The following is a 13,281-nucleotide window of genomic DNA, read 5'->3' on the forward strand; positions in this document are numbered from 1 at the left end:
TGCCGGACGGATCCCCCGGCGGCGGGAGTCACCTCCCCCCGGGGAGGGAGTTGATCCACCATGAGACGTCTGCCGTCGACGCTCTACGACGCCCTGCGCCAGGGCCGTACGTACGCCCGAGGGCTCCACCTGCTGCTCGGAGCGGCCGTCGGGCCCGTCTGCGTCCTGATGTGGCCCGGCATCACGGAGAGCCTGGCGCGTACCCTCGCGGCCTGCGCCCTCGTGCCGGTGGTCCCCCTGCTGCTCCTCGGCCTGGTGCCCGGGGCGCGGCGGGCGGAGGGGATCCAGGCACGGCTGCTGCTCGTTCCGGACGACGAGGACGACATCGGTCGCGCCCCGGCCCGGAGCCTCTCCGACCGCCTGCGCACCAGCGTCTGGCTGGTGCTGCGCTGCTGGTGGGGACTGCTCGTCGCCAGCGTCGTGGCCCAGCTGCTGTCCGTCACCGGAACGCTGGCGTCCGCGCCCGCCGTCGAGGGCTCCCGCACGATCCTCGGCCTCACCGTCCCCGGCGGCCACCGGCACATCTGGTACCTGGGCCTCGTGCCGCCGCTGCTCGTCGCCGTGTTCGGACTGATCGTGTGGGCGGGGAACGCACAACTCGCGCTCGCCCGCAGGCTGCTGGGGCCCTCGACGGCCGAACGGCTGGCGGTCGCGGAGCGCCGGGCGGACGAACTCCTGGCCCGCAACCGGCTCGCCGGCGAACTCCACGACTCCATCGGCCACGCCCTCACCGTCACGGTGCTTCAGGCGAGCGCGGCCCGCGAACTCGTCGACGCCGACCGTGACTTCGTCGTCCGGGCGCTGACGGCGATCGAGGAGACCGGCCGCCGGGCCATGGACGACCTGGAGCGCACCCTCGGCTACCTGAAGGACGAGGAGCAGGGCGTCCGCACCGTGCGGCCCACGCTCGCGGACATCGGACAGCTCCTGGAGGCCAGCCGCGCGGCGGGCGTCACGGTGCGCTCGCGGACGGCCGCCGACGTGGACGCCGTGCCGGGCGTCGTCTCCCGCGAGGCGTACCGCATCCTCCAGGAGGCGCTCACCAACGCCATGAAGCACGCCCCCGGTTCACCCGTGGACGTGGAGCTCGCCGTCACCGGCGAACAGGTGAGGCTGACCGTGGCCAACCGGCTGGTCGAGCAGGTGCCGCAGGCCTCCGGCACCGGCAAGGGGCTGCGCAGTCTGCGGGAGCGCGCCGCGCTGCTCGGCGGGCGGGCCAGCGCCGGAGCCGCCTCGGGGCGCTGGACCGTCAGCGCCCGTCTCCCCCTACGCTTGGAATCGTGATCATGGAAATCTCCGTCCTCCTCGTCGACGACGAGGAGCTCGTCCGGGCCGGCATGTCCGCCATCCTGGGCAACGCCCCCGGCATCACCGTGGTCGGCGAGGCGTCCGACGGATGCGAGGTCGTGCCGCTCGTCCGCAGGCTGCGCCCGGACGTCGTCGTCATGGACGTGCGGATGCCCACCGTCGACGGCATCACCGCGACCCGCGACCTCATGGCCGCCGTCCCCGACCCGCCGAGGGTCCTGGTGATCACCACGTTCGAACGCGACGACTACGTCTACGAGGCGCTCAGGGAAGGGGCGTCGGGGTTCCTGCTCAAGCGGTCCCGGCCCGCCGAGATCGTCCAGGCCGTCCGTACGGTGGCGACCGGGGACTCGGTGCTCTTCCCCGCCGCGATCCGCTCGCTGGTGCGGGGGCGTCAGGCCCGGGAGCCCGGGGACGCGCTGGCCCGCGCCCAGCTCACCGAGCGGGAGGCGGAGGTGCTGCGGCTGATGGCGCAGGGAATGTCCAACGCGGAGATCGCCGAGCGGCTGTTCCTGGGGGTGCAGACGGTCAAGACCCATGTCAGCGGCACCCTGGCGAAGCTGGGGGCGCGCGACCGGACGCAGGCGGTGGTCCTTGCGTACGAGTCGGGGTTCGTCGCCGTCGGCTGACGGAGGCGACAGCCGACAGGGCCGACAGGGCCGAGGGGGCTGAGGCGGCCGAGGGGGAAGGGTGCTCCGGGCCTGACGGGGCTTCGGGGCTCCGTGGCCGGCGGCGCCCCGTCAGCCGGTGATGTCCTTCAGGCGGGAGACCACCGTCGCCTCGGACTCGCCCTCCTGCGGCACGGGCACGACCTGGAGGTGGGTGACCCCGGACTCGCGGTAGGCGTCCAGACGGTCCCGCACGTAGCTCTCCGTACCGCAGATCGTGGTGGCCTCGAGCAGCGCGGCGGGCACGGCGGCCGCGGCCCCGGCCCTGTCCCCGGCCCGGAACAGGCGCTGGATCGTCTCCGCCTCACGGGCATAGCCGTACCGGCTGACCAGGTCGTAGTAGTAGTTGTGGCCGGGCGCGCCCATGCCGCCGACGAACAGCGCGAGCTGGCCGCGGGCCAGCTCCCGGGCCCGCTCGGCGTCCGGGCCGATCGCGAGCAGACCGCCCGCGGAGATCTGGAGCGGTCCCAGCTCGGGCCCACGGGCGGCGGCGCCCTCCTTGAGGGCCGTGCCCCACACCCGGTCGCACCATTCGGGGACGAAGAAGAGTGGCAGCCAGCCGTCGGCGGTCTCCGCGACCATCCGGACGTTCTTCGGGCCCAGCGCCGCCACCCACACCGGGACGGTCGGGCGGACCGGGGCCGTCAGCAGCCGCATCGGCCTGCCGAGGCCGGTGCCCTGCCCCTCGGGCAGCGGCAGCGTGACCGTGCGCCCCTCGTGACGCACCGGCTCGTCCCGTCGCCAGAAGGCGCGCATGACCTCGATGGTCTCGCGGGTCCGGGTCACCGGGGCGGCGTACGGCACCCCGTGCAGCCCCTCGACGACCTGCGGGCCCGAGGAGCCGAGGCCGAGGTGGCAGCGTCCGCCGGACAGGGCGTCGACCCCGGCTGCGGTCATCGCCAGCAGGGCGGGCGTCCGGCTGAAGACGGAGAGGATGCCGGAACCGATCTCGATCCGCTCCGTACGGGCGGCGAGGAAGCCCATGAAGCTGGGGGCGTCGTAGCCGTACGCCTCCGGCACCCAGACCAGGTCCAAGCCGGCCCGCTCCAGTTCGGCGACCTGACCGGCCGCGGCGACGATGTCGGTGTCGTACTTCAGCTGCATGGAGATCTTCATGGCGTGGGCTCCGGGTGCGTCGGCGGGATGACGGGAGGTCGGGGGAGGTGGTCCGCGGGGCGCTTCAGGAGCGGGGCGCGTCGAGGCGGGGGAGGGAGCCCTCGGCGATCAGCTCCTGGACCCGGAACTTCTGGATCTTGCCGGAGGCGGTCAGCGGCAGCCCGTCCGCGAGGTACCAACGGACCGGGATCTTGTGCGGGGAGAGCTGCTCGCGGCAGTGGGCGACGCACTCCTCCACGTCCGGGCCCTGCGGGCGGTCGGCGGTGGGGAGCAGCACCGCGGCGACGATCTCGCCCCACCGGTCGTCCGGCACCCCCACCACCAGGGCGTCGCGGACGCCCGGCAGCGTGCTGAGGAAGGACTCGACGGGGCCGGGCGCGATGTTCTCGCCGCCCCGGATGATCAGGTCGCTCAGCCGGCCCTCGATCCGGACCGCGCCGCTCGCGTCCATCGAACCGATGTCGCCGGTGTGCAGCCAGCCGTCCGCGTCCACCTTCCGGGCGGTGGCCTCCGCGTCGCCGTAGTAGGCGAGGAGCTGCTGGTAGCCGCGGGCGCAGATCTCGCCGGGGACGCCGAGCGGCTGCACCCGGCCGGTGTCCGGGTCCACGATCTTGCACGCGACGTGCGGCAGGGGGCGGCCGACGGTGCTGGTCTTGTCCTCGGCGGTGTCGTCCGGCCGGGTCAGCGTGACCACGGACGCCAGCTCGGTCTGCCCGTACAGGTTGAACACCGTGGTCGAGAACAGCTCCTCGGTCTCGGTGATGAGCTGCGGGCGGACCGGCGCCGCGCCCGTGAGGACGGAGGAGAGCCGGGCCGGCGCGCCGTCGGCGGCGCGGGCCACGTCGTTCAGGGCGGTCAGCACCGTCGGAACGCTGGTGAGCACCGCGCCGGGAGAGCGGCGCAGCACCTCGAAGAGGACCTTGGGGTCGAAGCGCTCCAGGAGGGTGAAGACACCGCCGCTCCACAGCGGCCCCAGGCAGGAGATGACACAGCCCGCGGTGTGGAACATCGGCAGCGGGGAGACCACGGTCGCGCCGTCGTGGACGCCGAGACCCTCGAAGGTCAGCCGGGCCACGTTGACCACGGACCGGTGGGAGAGCAGCACCGCCTTCGGAAGGCCGGTGGTGCCCGAGGTGAACTGGATCTGCGCCGGGACGGCGGCGACCTCCTCCTGCGGGGGAAGCGGCGCCGCACCCCGCAGCGACTCCCACGCGGCGAGCGGCACGACGTGCCGCAGGCCAGGCATGTCCGGGGCCACCGCGGCCACCGTCGCGGTCATGTCGTAGCCCCGGACGGCGTCGGCGTGGATCAGCATCTCGGCCTCGGAGGTGCGCAGGGCGTGGGCGAGCTCGCCGGCCCGCAGCGCCGGGTTGAGCGCCACCAGGGTCACCCCGGCCAGCGCCGCCGCGTACGCCACGATCGGCCACTCCGGGACGTTCGGCGCCCACAGGGCGACCCGCGCGCCGAGTCCGACGCGCTCCCGCAGCCCGCCCGCCACGCTCTCGGCCTCGGCGAGCAGCTCGGCGTACGTCCAGGTGCGCGGTGCGGCGCCGTCGTCGGGGACCGACTCCAGGGCCGGCGCCTCCGGGCGGTCGGCGGCGACCGCGCGCAGCAGGGAGCCGACGGTGTGCTCCGAGAGCGGCGCCGCGGTGTCCGCGGGGCGGAGCGACTCGGCGAGCGGGGCGGCGAGGTGCGGAACCCCGTCGAGCGGCATGTCGGTGCGCGGGGCGGCCGGTGCGGTGCTGAGCTGCATGGTGACTCTCCTCGGCGTGGGCTGCCGGTCCGTCCGGCGCTGGTCCCATCCCACCCCGCGGGCCCCGGGTGCCGGATCCCCCGGCGGCTGGAGGGGGTTCCCTCCGGCGAGGGAACCGCACGGGGGAGGCAGGAGCCGTGCAGATTCCGTCCAGGGCCCGCCGTCCGGTGGCGGGTAGCGTGCGCCCGCTTGTGCCCGCCCTCGACCGGAGGCCGCGGCAGCGAAAGGAGTCGCAGGTGGACGTGACGGCGGGCTGGCCGGCCCTGGACGGCGTACGGGTTCTCGATCTCTCACGGCTGCTGCCCGGGGGATTCGCCACGGTGCTGATGGCCGACCTCGGCGCCGACGTGGTCAAGGTGGAGAGCCCGGACGGCGGCGACTACGGCCGGCTGGTCGATCCGGAGACGTTCGCCGCGCTCAACCGCAACAAGCGCTCCCTCGTCCTGGATCTGCGCGAGCCGTCCGAACGGGAGACCCTGCTGCGGCTGGTGGAGCGCAGCGACGCCGTCGTGGAGAGCCACCGTCCCGGCGTCCTCGACGCGATGGGCCTCGGCTACGCGCGGCTGCGCGAGGCCAACCCGCAGGTGGTGCTCTGCTCCGTCACCGGCTTCGGACAGGACGGACCCTACTCCGCCCGGCCCGGCCACGACCTCAACTTCCTCGCCCTGTCCGGCTTCTTCGCCGTGCCCCACCGCCCCGGCGAGCGCGTCGACCGGGTGGGCCTCAGGATCGCCGACCTCGCCGGAGCGATGTACGCGGCCCTCTCCACCGCGGTCGCGGTCGCCTCCGCCCGCGCCACCGGCCACGGCCAGCACCTCGACGTGTCCCTGCACGAGGCGGCCGCCGCCTGGGCCGGTCCGCTCGCGCTGCCCCTGCGCACGCTGTCCGACCCGGCCGAGAGCCCTCTGGTCACCGGTGACAACGACGTGTTCACCGCGGCGGACGGCGGCCGGATCGCCCTCGCGACCTTCGAGGACAAGTTCTGGCTGACCTTCCGCAAGGCCTTCGCCGGCGAGTTTCCCGAGCTCGACGACGACGCGTACGACCGCCGTACGGCGCGCACCCGCGCCCGTGGACGGATCCGGGAGCTCCTCACCGGTGTCTTCGCCCGCCGCGACCTGGCCTGGTGGTGCGCCGCACTCGCCGCCCTGGACCTGCCCTGGGCGCCGGTGTACGAGACCGCCGACGCGTTCCTCGCCGACGCGCACGTCGCCGCCCGCGACCTCGTCGGCACCCTGCCGGGATCGGCGACCGAGGAGCCGCGCCGACAGGTCCGCTTCCCCGTCCTGTTCGGCGCGGGACTGGACTCGCTGCGCGGCGCTGCCCCCGGGCACGGCGAGCACACCGCCGAGATCCTCGCGGAGCTGGTCCGATGAGCGGGCACGGCACGTTCGCGGAGAGCGCCGAGCACCGGGCGCTGCGGGCGGCCGTCGCCGCGTTCGCGCGCGGCCGGGGCGACGGCGGTCCCGACCCGCGCACCCCGGGCGAGCTCTGGACGGCGGCGGGACGGCTCGGCTACCTCGGGGTCAACCTCCCGGAGGAGTACGGCGGTGGGGGCTGCGGCATCACCGAACTCTCCCTCGTCATGGAGGAGTTCGGCGCGGCCGGCAACCCGCTGCTCATGCTGGTGGTGTCGCCCGCCATCTGCGGCACGGTCATCAGCCGCTTCGGCACCCCGGAACAGAAGCGCCGCCTGCTGCCCGGGCTGGCCGACGGCTCCTCCCGGATGGCCTTCGGCATCACGGAGCCGGACGCCGGGTCCAACTCCCACCGGTTGACCACCACCGCCCGCCGCGACGGCACGGACTGGCTGCTCACCGGCCGCAAGGTCTTCGTCTCCGGCGTCGACGAGGCCGACGCCACCCTGGTCGTGGGCCGGACCGAGGACGCCCGGACCGGCCGCCTCAAGCCCTGCCTGTTCGTGGTTCCGCGCGAGGCCCGCGGCTTCGCGCACCACGAGATCCCGATGGAACTCGGCGCCCCGGAGAAGCAGTTCGAACTCGTCCTGGACGACGTGCGGCTGCCCGCCGACGCGCTGGTCGGCGAGGAGGACGCGGGGCTGCAGCAGCTCTTCGCCGGACTGAACCCCGAACGCATCATGATCGCCGCGTTCGCCGCCGGCCTCGGCCGGTACGCCCTGGACAAGGCCGTGGACTACGCCCGCACCCGGCAGGTGTGGTCCGCTCCGATCGGCGCCCACCAGGCCGTCGCCCACCCGCTCGCCCGGCTCCACATCGAGCTCGAACTCGCCCGGCTGATGACCCGCAGGGCCGCCGAACTCTACGACGCGGGCGACGACATGGCCGCCGGCGAGGCCGCCAACATGGCCAAGTACGCCGCCGCCGAGGCGTGCGCCCACTCCGTCGACCAGGCGATCCACACCCTGGGCGGCAACGGTCTGACGACCGAGTACGGACTCGCCTCCCTCCTGACGCTCTCCCGGGTGGCGCGGATCGCCCCGGTGAGCCGGGAGATGATCCTCAACTTCGTCTCGCACCACAGCCTGGGGCTGCCGAAGTCGTACTGATCCAGGGCGGCAGGACGACCGTGGCCCCCGCCGGTGATCCGGCGGGGGCCACGGTCGTGGGGGGTGCCGGGCGCGGTGAGGGACCGCGAGCGGCGGAGGGCCGTACGGCGGGGGACGCCGTACGCCCCGGTTCAGTGCGGCAGGGAGAGGCCGACACCCTGCGCGACGGCGCGCGCGTACACGGCGGCGGCCAGTGCGATGTCCTGGACGCCCATGCCGAAGGGGTTGATCACCACCCGTTCGTCCTCGGCGACCGTACGCGGGTAGTCGCCGGCGAACAGCTCCGGCAGGGAGGCGTCCACCGACCGGCCGCCCGCGGGGGCGGCCGTCCCCGGGCCGGAGACGCGGCCGGCCCGGGCCAGCCTGCCGAGCAGCCGGTGGTCGTCGTCGACGACCAGGTCCCAGTCGTCGACGAACAGGTGGTCGCAGCCCAGCAGCAGGCTCTCGGCCGCGTCGTCGAGGGACACGTTGACGAAGGTGCCGCCCGCCGGCACCCACTCCAGCTCCACGTACGGCTCGGTGGTCGTCGTCACCGCGACCGTCACCTGGGCGCGCTCGACGGCGGAGCGGGCGTCCGGGGTCACCGTGACGGCGACCGCCGGGTGGGCGGCGCGCCAGCGGGCGGCGAGTTCCTCGGCCCGGTCCGCGTCCCGGTCGTGGACGATCAGCTCCTCGACGCCGGGGCAGGAGCTCGCCAGGAGTTCACGGTGGACCTCCGCCTGCCGGCCGCAGCCGAGGAAGGCCACCCGCCGGACGGCCGCCAGGTCGCGCACGGCGCCCAGCGCCGCGATCGAGACACCGGCGGTGCGCAGCGCGCTGATCCGGCCGCCCTCCATGATGCAGACCGGTCGCGCCGTCTCCGGGTCGTCGAGGACGACCAGCCCGGCGGCGCGCGGCCGGCCGAGGAGGTGGTTGCCCAGCGAGGCGTTGATGATCTTGCAGCCGTAGGCGCCGTCCGCCCAGCCGGGCAGGACGAGGCTGCGCGCCGACGCCCCGGACGGGGTGGTCCAGCGCAGCGCGGCCTCCGGGGTGAGCCCCGCCTCCTTGCGCCGGTAGGCGAGGAGCGTGTCGCGCGCCAGGTCGGCGACGGGCAGCCCGTCGCAGAGCCGGGCCACGTCGGCGCTGTCCAGATAGGTGAGCGTGTCGTCGTGCGGTGTCATCAGTGCGTTCCCTTCCGGGGGTTCGACAGTCTCCGCGGGTGCGTCGGTGCGGGCGCGGCGGGCTCCCCCGCCCGCACCCGTTCCAGCAGGTCCAGCGCCGCGCGGATCCCGCCCGCACACCCCGGACCGCCGTCGGTGGGGGCGTCGCGCAACTGCGGGTACTTCTCCCCGCTGTCCGGACAGACACAGGCGACCTCCCGCAGCGACGGGTCGCCGAGCGCCCGGAAGACGGCGGCGAGCACCGCGGCGCCGCCGCTGCCGCCGAGGGAGATCCCGGTCCGCCGGGCGATCAGCACACAGGCCGCGGCGGCCGCCTGGTCCGTCAGCCGCACCACGTGGTCGACGTGGTGCGGCTCCACGAAGCCCGACACCTGTCCGGAGCCGAAGCCCATGAGCTTGAACGGCCGGTCGGCGGGGGTGCCGCCGAGCGCCGAGGAGCCCACCGCGTCGACCGCCACGACCTGGGTGTCCGGGGCGTGGTCCCGGAAGAACTGCGCGATGCCCGCCAGCGTGCCGCCGGTCGACACGGCCACGGCGACCGCGTCGAACCGGCCCTCGGGCGCGGCCTTCATCAGCTCCGCGGCGGTCTGCCACTCGTGCACCCCGGGGTTGGCGGGGCTCGCGTACTGATCGGTCCACACGGCGTCGGAGCCGGCCGAGACGATCTCGCGGACGGCGTCGAGCCGCGCCCCGAGGGTCCGGCCGCCCGGCACCTCGCGCACGGTCACGACGTCGGCGCCGTACGCGCGCATCCGCGCGACGCTGGCCGGCGGCGTGCTCGGTTCCACGACCAGGGTGCACCGGTAGCCGCGCTGCGCGCAGAGGCCGGCGAGCGCCACGCCCAGGTTGCCGGAGGTCGACTCGACCACCCGCATCCCCGGACGCAGGGCCCCGCTCGATTCCAGGGCGTTCAGCAGGGCCTCCGCCGTGCGGGCCTTGATCGACCCGAAGGGGTTCTCGGCCTCCAGCTTCAGCCAGATCCGCACGGTCCGGTCGCCGACCGGGACGACGACCGGCCGCAGGGGCGTGTCGCCGATCGTCGCCAAGGGCGCGGCGGGAACTGTGGTGTGGGTCATGGTGCTCAGTCCTTGAGGCTGTCGACGCGGGCCGTCGGCTGCTGCCGCACGGGCGGGACGGTCCGCTGGGGACCGATGTCGGCGAGGTCGTAACCGTGCGGGTAGCCCGGGTACGTCCGCGCGGTCGGCCGGGTCATCAGCCGGGCCATCAGCCGCGGCGCGACGCGCTCGGCCCCCGCGTGGCCGCGGAGCCCGGCGCGGTGGACCGCCCGCACCCAGCGGGGCGGGGCGGACATGCCGAGGGCGTCCAGCGCGGGCGCGTCCAGCCGGCACGGCAGCGTGGCCGCGACCAGGTCGCTGACCGGGCGCCGGTACCAGGAGGCGTACAGGCTCAGGATGTTGGTGCCGACGCGGTGGTTGCTCGCGGCCCGCTGGAAGCGGGCCCGCTCGTACTCGCGGTTGAACTGCTCGAACGAGGCGTAGTCGGTGGGGAGTTCGCGAATGTTCATCCGCTTGCCGACCGCGGTGAAGAAGTAGAAGGCGGCCAGCCGCTCCGTCTCGGAGGTGCGCCGCCAGGCCCAGCGGTCGATCCAGCGCACCGGCTCGAAGATGAAGGTCGACAGGACGTACAGCATGTCCTCGTTGGCGATGTCGAACCTGCGGTGCGCCTGGTTGATCTGCCGGATCGCCTGGTGCCCCCGCGGGGAGTCGTAGCCCCCGCGGACCAGTTCGCCGAGCAGGATGCGGGTGTCGTCGTACCGCTTCTGGGCCCGGAGGGCGAACTCGCCGCTGCCGTCCAGGACGTCGGAGATGGCGGGCACGCAGCAGGTGCGCCAGATGGCGACCTCGAGCCCGCGGCCGTAGTCCCAGGGGAACTCGCTGTCGGAGGACGTGCGGTGGATCTCCTGGTGGTCCGCCTTGGGGTCGAGGGTCTCCAGATGTCTGAGTGTCGCGTAACGGTCTCGCATGCGTACCCCGTTCACGGTGGGTCACGGTGGGGGAAGTCGGTGCAGGACGCGCGCCTACAGCGGGGTGGAGCCCGCGGTGCTGATGACCTCGGGCCGCGTGGGGTCGAACCGCAGGGTCTCGAAGCGCCACTGGAGCTGGCCGGTGAGCCAGCTCCGCAGCCCCGCGAGGTGGCGCTCCAGGCGGTCCGCCGGGAAGAGGGCGCGCTGGGCGGGCGTCAGGTGCTCCGCGAAGGAGGAGCTGAGCGCGGTGAACCGGTCGAAGCGGCCCTGGACCATCTCCCCGACGGCGTCGGCGGCGGTCTGCAGGTCCGTGCCGTGCGCGTGCCGGTGGACCAGGACCAGGTTGTGCGGGTCGCCGAGCAGCGCCTCCTTCTCGCAGCTGAACAGGTCGTTGGTCCACAGGTCCGCGTCGGACAGCGCCGCGTTCATCTCGGCGAAGGCCGGGAGCTCGTAGATCTCCTGCGGCACCTCGAAGTGCGTGGTGACCTCGATGAGGTCGAGGTACGGCATGAGTGCGCGGCCGCGGTGGGCGATGTACTCGTCCAGCCCGGGGACGCGGCCCGTGAGCCGGTTCTCCGACTCCCACACGCAGGTGTCGAAGAAGGCCCCGATGTGGGCGGCGAGGCGCCGGCGCCAGGCCGGCGAGGTGAGGGGGGCGGTGCGGCGCCACAGGTCCGCGTAGGCGGGGCGGAACACCTCGGTGAGGGAGTGCGCCGCCGGGCCGGCGTCGTCGTCGACGGAGCCGTCCTCGGTGAACCAGCCGAGCACCTCGTCGCAGACCTCGCGCAGCCGCTCCGGCTCCGTGCCGAGGGAGGTCTCGTCGAACTGGTCGTCCAGGACCAGCATGCAGCTGATCCAGTCGGTCACGAGCTGGAGCTCCTCCGCTCCGGAGTGCGGGTACGCCCGGCCCATCAGGGTGCCGAGCAGGGAGCGCTCGTGATGGCGGCGGGCGGCATCGTCGGGGGCGAGGCCGAAGCGGGCCACGAAGGCCCGGGCTCCCGCCTCCGCCCGGTCGGCGAACGGGCTGAGCTCCGGAGGGAACTCCGCTTGGAGGTGCGGCATGCGCAGGGACACGGTGTCACCCGTCGTTTCGAGTCGAGGTGCAGGGAAGGGGGAGGAGGAGGCGGGGGGCTCGGTGCGGCGGAGTCCACCGGTTCCGATCAGGAGGGCAGTTGGACCGCCTTGACCTCCTGGAACTCCTGGATGCCGTGTCGGCCGAGTTCCCGGCCGATGCCGGACTGCTTGTAGCCCCCGAACGGAGCGGCGGCGTTGAACTTCGCTCCGTTGACGTCGACCTGGCCCACCCGCAGCCGCCGGGCCACGGCGACCGCGCGGTCCTGGTCGCCGGACCACACGGTGGCGGCGAGGCCGTACTCGGAGCTGTTCGCGAGCGACACCGCCCCGTCGTCGCCGTCGTACGTCATGACCGCGAGGACGGGACCGAAGACCTCCTCGCGGGCCAGCGGAGAGGAAGGGGCGACGTCCGTCCAGACGCTCGGCGCCACGTAGTGCCCGGTCGCCGGCAGTGCGGCCGCGGCGTCCCGGCCGGCGACCTGGCGGGCACCCGAGCGGACGGCCTGCGCCAGATGCCCGAGGACCCGCTCGCGCTGGCCGGCGGAGGCGAGGGGGCCGAGCAGGGTCGATGGGTCCTCGGGGTCGCCCGGCACGTAGCCGGCGACGACCGAACGGGCGATGTCCAGCGCCTCGTCCAGCCGCTCCCGCGGCACCAGCAGCCGGGTGCGGGCGGTGCAGGTCTGCCCCGCGTTGTGCAGCGCGCTGCGGACCCCGTCCTCGACGGCGGCGGCCAGGTCGGCGTCCGGCAGGACCACCGTGGCGGACTTGCCGCCCAGCTCCAGACAGGTCTTCTTGACCGTACGGGCCGCCGCGGCGCCGACCTTCCGGCCGGCCTCCAGCGACCCGGTGAAGGACACCAGGTCGACGCCGTCGTCGACGGTCAGCGCGGCGCCGGCCGTCGCGCCCCTGCCGGGCACGAGGTTGAAGACGCCCGGCGGCAGCCCGATCCCGTCGATGAGCGTGGCCAGGAGGTACGAGGAGAGCGGGGCGAGTTCGCTCGGCTTGAGCACGAGCGTGCAGCCCGCCGCGACGGCCGCGCCGATCTTGGCGACCGCCTGGTGCAGCGGGTAGTTCCACGGGGTGATGGCGCCGACCACGCCGACCGGCTCGCGCACCACGAGGGAGTGCCCGATCCGCTCCTCGGCGGTGGCCGCGGCGAGCTCCGCCGTGAAGCCGTCGAGCACCCGCACGGGCAGGCCCGCCTGGACGCGCCGGGAGAACGTGAGGGGCGACCCCATCTCCCGCGTGACGGTCTCCGCCAGCTCGTCCTGGTGCTTCACCAGGGCCTCGCGCAGCGCCGTCAGGGCCGCCGCACGCTCCTCGACGCCGGTCGCCGACCAGCCGGGCAGGGCCCGGCGGGCGGCGTCCACCGCGTGCCAGACGTCCTCGCTGCCGCAGTCCGGGACCTCCCCGAGGATCCCCAGGGTCGCCGGGTTCTCCACGGGGATCGTGCCGGTGGCGCGCGGGGCGGTCCACCGGCCGCCGACGTAGACCTGGTGCAGAGGGAGGGAATTCATGGCGTGACGGGTCTCTTTCGGCAGGATCGAATGAGCTGAATTCCTCCGGCGACGGGCGGCGGGGAGAGAATTCACGACGTGACGGCGGACCAATGTACGGAGTCCGGGCAGCCGCGGACTGGATGAATTCTGTATGGCGAACTGCCGCCCGAATCGGGTGGTGACGAGCCGCGA

General features: G+C 74.3%; 11 protein-coding genes. 4 read left to right on the plus strand and 7 right to left on the minus strand.

Annotated features, from left to right (window positions below):
* The first annotated feature begins 60 nt into the window (after window positions 1-60).
* Window positions 61-1,284: a sensor histidine kinase gene (locus ACY0MR_RS32400; RefSeq protein WP_473556937.1), complete on the plus strand. Its 1,224-nt coding sequence runs from the start codon at window positions 61-63 to the stop codon at window positions 1,282-1,284.
* Window positions 1,285-1,286: 2 nt separating this feature from the next.
* On the plus strand, window positions 1,287-1,937 hold the full coding sequence (locus ACY0MR_RS32405) for a response regulator (protein WP_388798073.1): 651 nt from the start codon (window positions 1,287-1,289) through the stop codon (window positions 1,935-1,937).
* Window positions 1,938-2,048: 111 nt separating this feature from the next.
* Here the strand turns inward: ACY0MR_RS32405 and ACY0MR_RS32410 are convergent, their stop codons facing one another.
* Together ACY0MR_RS32410 and ACY0MR_RS32415 are read right to left on the minus strand one after the other, a co-directional pair.
* Complete coding sequence (locus ACY0MR_RS32410) at window positions 2,049-3,092, minus strand: LLM class F420-dependent oxidoreductase (RefSeq protein WP_473556939.1); 1,044 nt, start codon at window positions 3,090-3,092, stop codon at window positions 2,049-2,051.
* Window positions 3,093-3,156: 64 nt separating this feature from the next.
* Window positions 3,157-4,845 (minus strand): class I adenylate-forming enzyme family protein, encoded by a 1,689-nt coding sequence (locus ACY0MR_RS32415; RefSeq protein WP_403310608.1) that lies wholly within the window; start codon window positions 4,843-4,845, stop codon window positions 3,157-3,159.
* A gap of 236 nt (window positions 4,846-5,081) precedes the next feature.
* Here ACY0MR_RS32415 and ACY0MR_RS32420 point away from each other — a divergent pair, with 236 nt between their 5' ends.
* Both ACY0MR_RS32420 and ACY0MR_RS32425 read left to right on the plus strand, forming a co-directional pair.
* Entirely contained in the window at window positions 5,082-6,221 is a 1,140-nt protein-coding gene (locus tag ACY0MR_RS32420) for a CaiB/BaiF CoA transferase family protein (RefSeq protein ID WP_404083401.1), read from the plus strand.
* Window positions 6,218-7,372, plus strand: coding sequence for an acyl-CoA dehydrogenase family protein (locus tag ACY0MR_RS32425; protein ID WP_473556942.1), 1,155 nt, complete (start codon window positions 6,218-6,220; stop codon window positions 7,370-7,372). Before ACY0MR_RS32420 ends, ACY0MR_RS32425 begins: the two co-directional genes overlap by 4 nt.
* A 131-nt stretch (window positions 7,373-7,503) precedes the next feature.
* Here ACY0MR_RS32425 and ACY0MR_RS32430 read toward each other — a convergent pair whose 3' ends face one another.
* The 5 genes from ACY0MR_RS32430 to ACY0MR_RS32450 form a co-directional block, all read right to left on the minus strand.
* Window positions 7,504-8,532 (minus strand): ornithine cyclodeaminase, encoded by a 1,029-nt coding sequence (locus ACY0MR_RS32430; protein ID WP_404083407.1) that lies wholly within the window; start codon window positions 8,530-8,532, stop codon window positions 7,504-7,506.
* The gene (locus ACY0MR_RS32435) at window positions 8,532-9,608 is read right to left on the minus strand and encodes a PLP-dependent cysteine synthase family protein (RefSeq protein WP_473556944.1); all 1,077 of its coding nucleotides are present in this window, start codon (window positions 9,606-9,608) and stop codon (window positions 8,532-8,534) included. Before ACY0MR_RS32435 ends, ACY0MR_RS32430 begins: the two co-directional genes overlap by 1 nt.
* Window positions 9,609-9,613: 5 nt before the next feature.
* Window positions 9,614-10,516 carry an oxygenase MpaB family protein gene (locus tag ACY0MR_RS32440; RefSeq protein ID WP_404083412.1) on the minus strand — a complete coding sequence of 301 codons (903 nt, stop codon included), beginning with the start codon at window positions 10,514-10,516 and terminating at the stop codon, window positions 9,614-9,616.
* A gap of 54 nt (window positions 10,517-10,570) precedes the next feature.
* A complete protein-coding gene (locus ACY0MR_RS32445) occupies window positions 10,571-11,578 on the minus strand; it encodes a terpene synthase family protein (protein ID WP_388796910.1) in 1,008 nt (335 codons plus the stop codon).
* Between the two features lie 98 nt (window positions 11,579-11,676).
* Window positions 11,677-13,107, minus strand: coding sequence for an aldehyde dehydrogenase family protein (locus ACY0MR_RS32450; protein WP_473556947.1), 1,431 nt, complete (start codon window positions 13,105-13,107; stop codon window positions 11,677-11,679).
* Window positions 13,108-13,281: the final 174 nt, after the last annotated feature.

The sequence above is a fragment of the Streptomyces sp. JN8 genome (assembly GCF_055808075.1).

Bases quoted from the DNA above. Each gene is read 5' to 3' on its own strand.
- ACY0MR_RS32430 (WP_404083407.1), bottom strand. From the start codon at position 8,532: ATGACACCGCACGACGACACGCTCACCTATCTGGACAGCGCCGACGTG.
- ACY0MR_RS32405 (WP_388798073.1), top strand. From the start codon at position 1,287: ATGGAAATCTCCGTCCTCCTCGTCGACGACGAGGAGCTCGTCCGGGCC.
- ACY0MR_RS32410 (WP_473556939.1), bottom strand. From the start codon at position 3,092: ATGAAGATCTCCATGCAGCTGAAGTACGACACCGACATCGTCGCCGCG.
- ACY0MR_RS32450 (WP_473556947.1), bottom strand. From the start codon at position 13,107: ATGAATTCCCTCCCTCTGCACCAGGTCTACGTCGGCGGCCGGTGGACC.
- ACY0MR_RS32445 (WP_388796910.1), bottom strand. From the start codon at position 11,578: ATGCCGCACCTCCAAGCGGAGTTCCCTCCGGAGCTCAGCCCGTTCGCC.
- ACY0MR_RS32440 (WP_404083412.1), bottom strand. From the start codon at position 10,516: ATGCGAGACCGTTACGCGACACTCAGACATCTGGAGACCCTCGACCCC.
- ACY0MR_RS32425 (WP_473556942.1), top strand. From the start codon at position 6,218: ATGAGCGGGCACGGCACGTTCGCGGAGAGCGCCGAGCACCGGGCGCTG.
- ACY0MR_RS32400 (WP_473556937.1), top strand. From the start codon at position 61: ATGAGACGTCTGCCGTCGACGCTCTACGACGCCCTGCGCCAGGGCCGT.
- ACY0MR_RS32435 (WP_473556944.1), bottom strand. From the start codon at position 9,608: ATGACCCACACCACAGTTCCCGCCGCGCCCTTGGCGACGATCGGCGAC.
- ACY0MR_RS32415 (WP_403310608.1), bottom strand. From the start codon at position 4,845: ATGCAGCTCAGCACCGCACCGGCCGCCCCGCGCACCGACATGCCGCTC.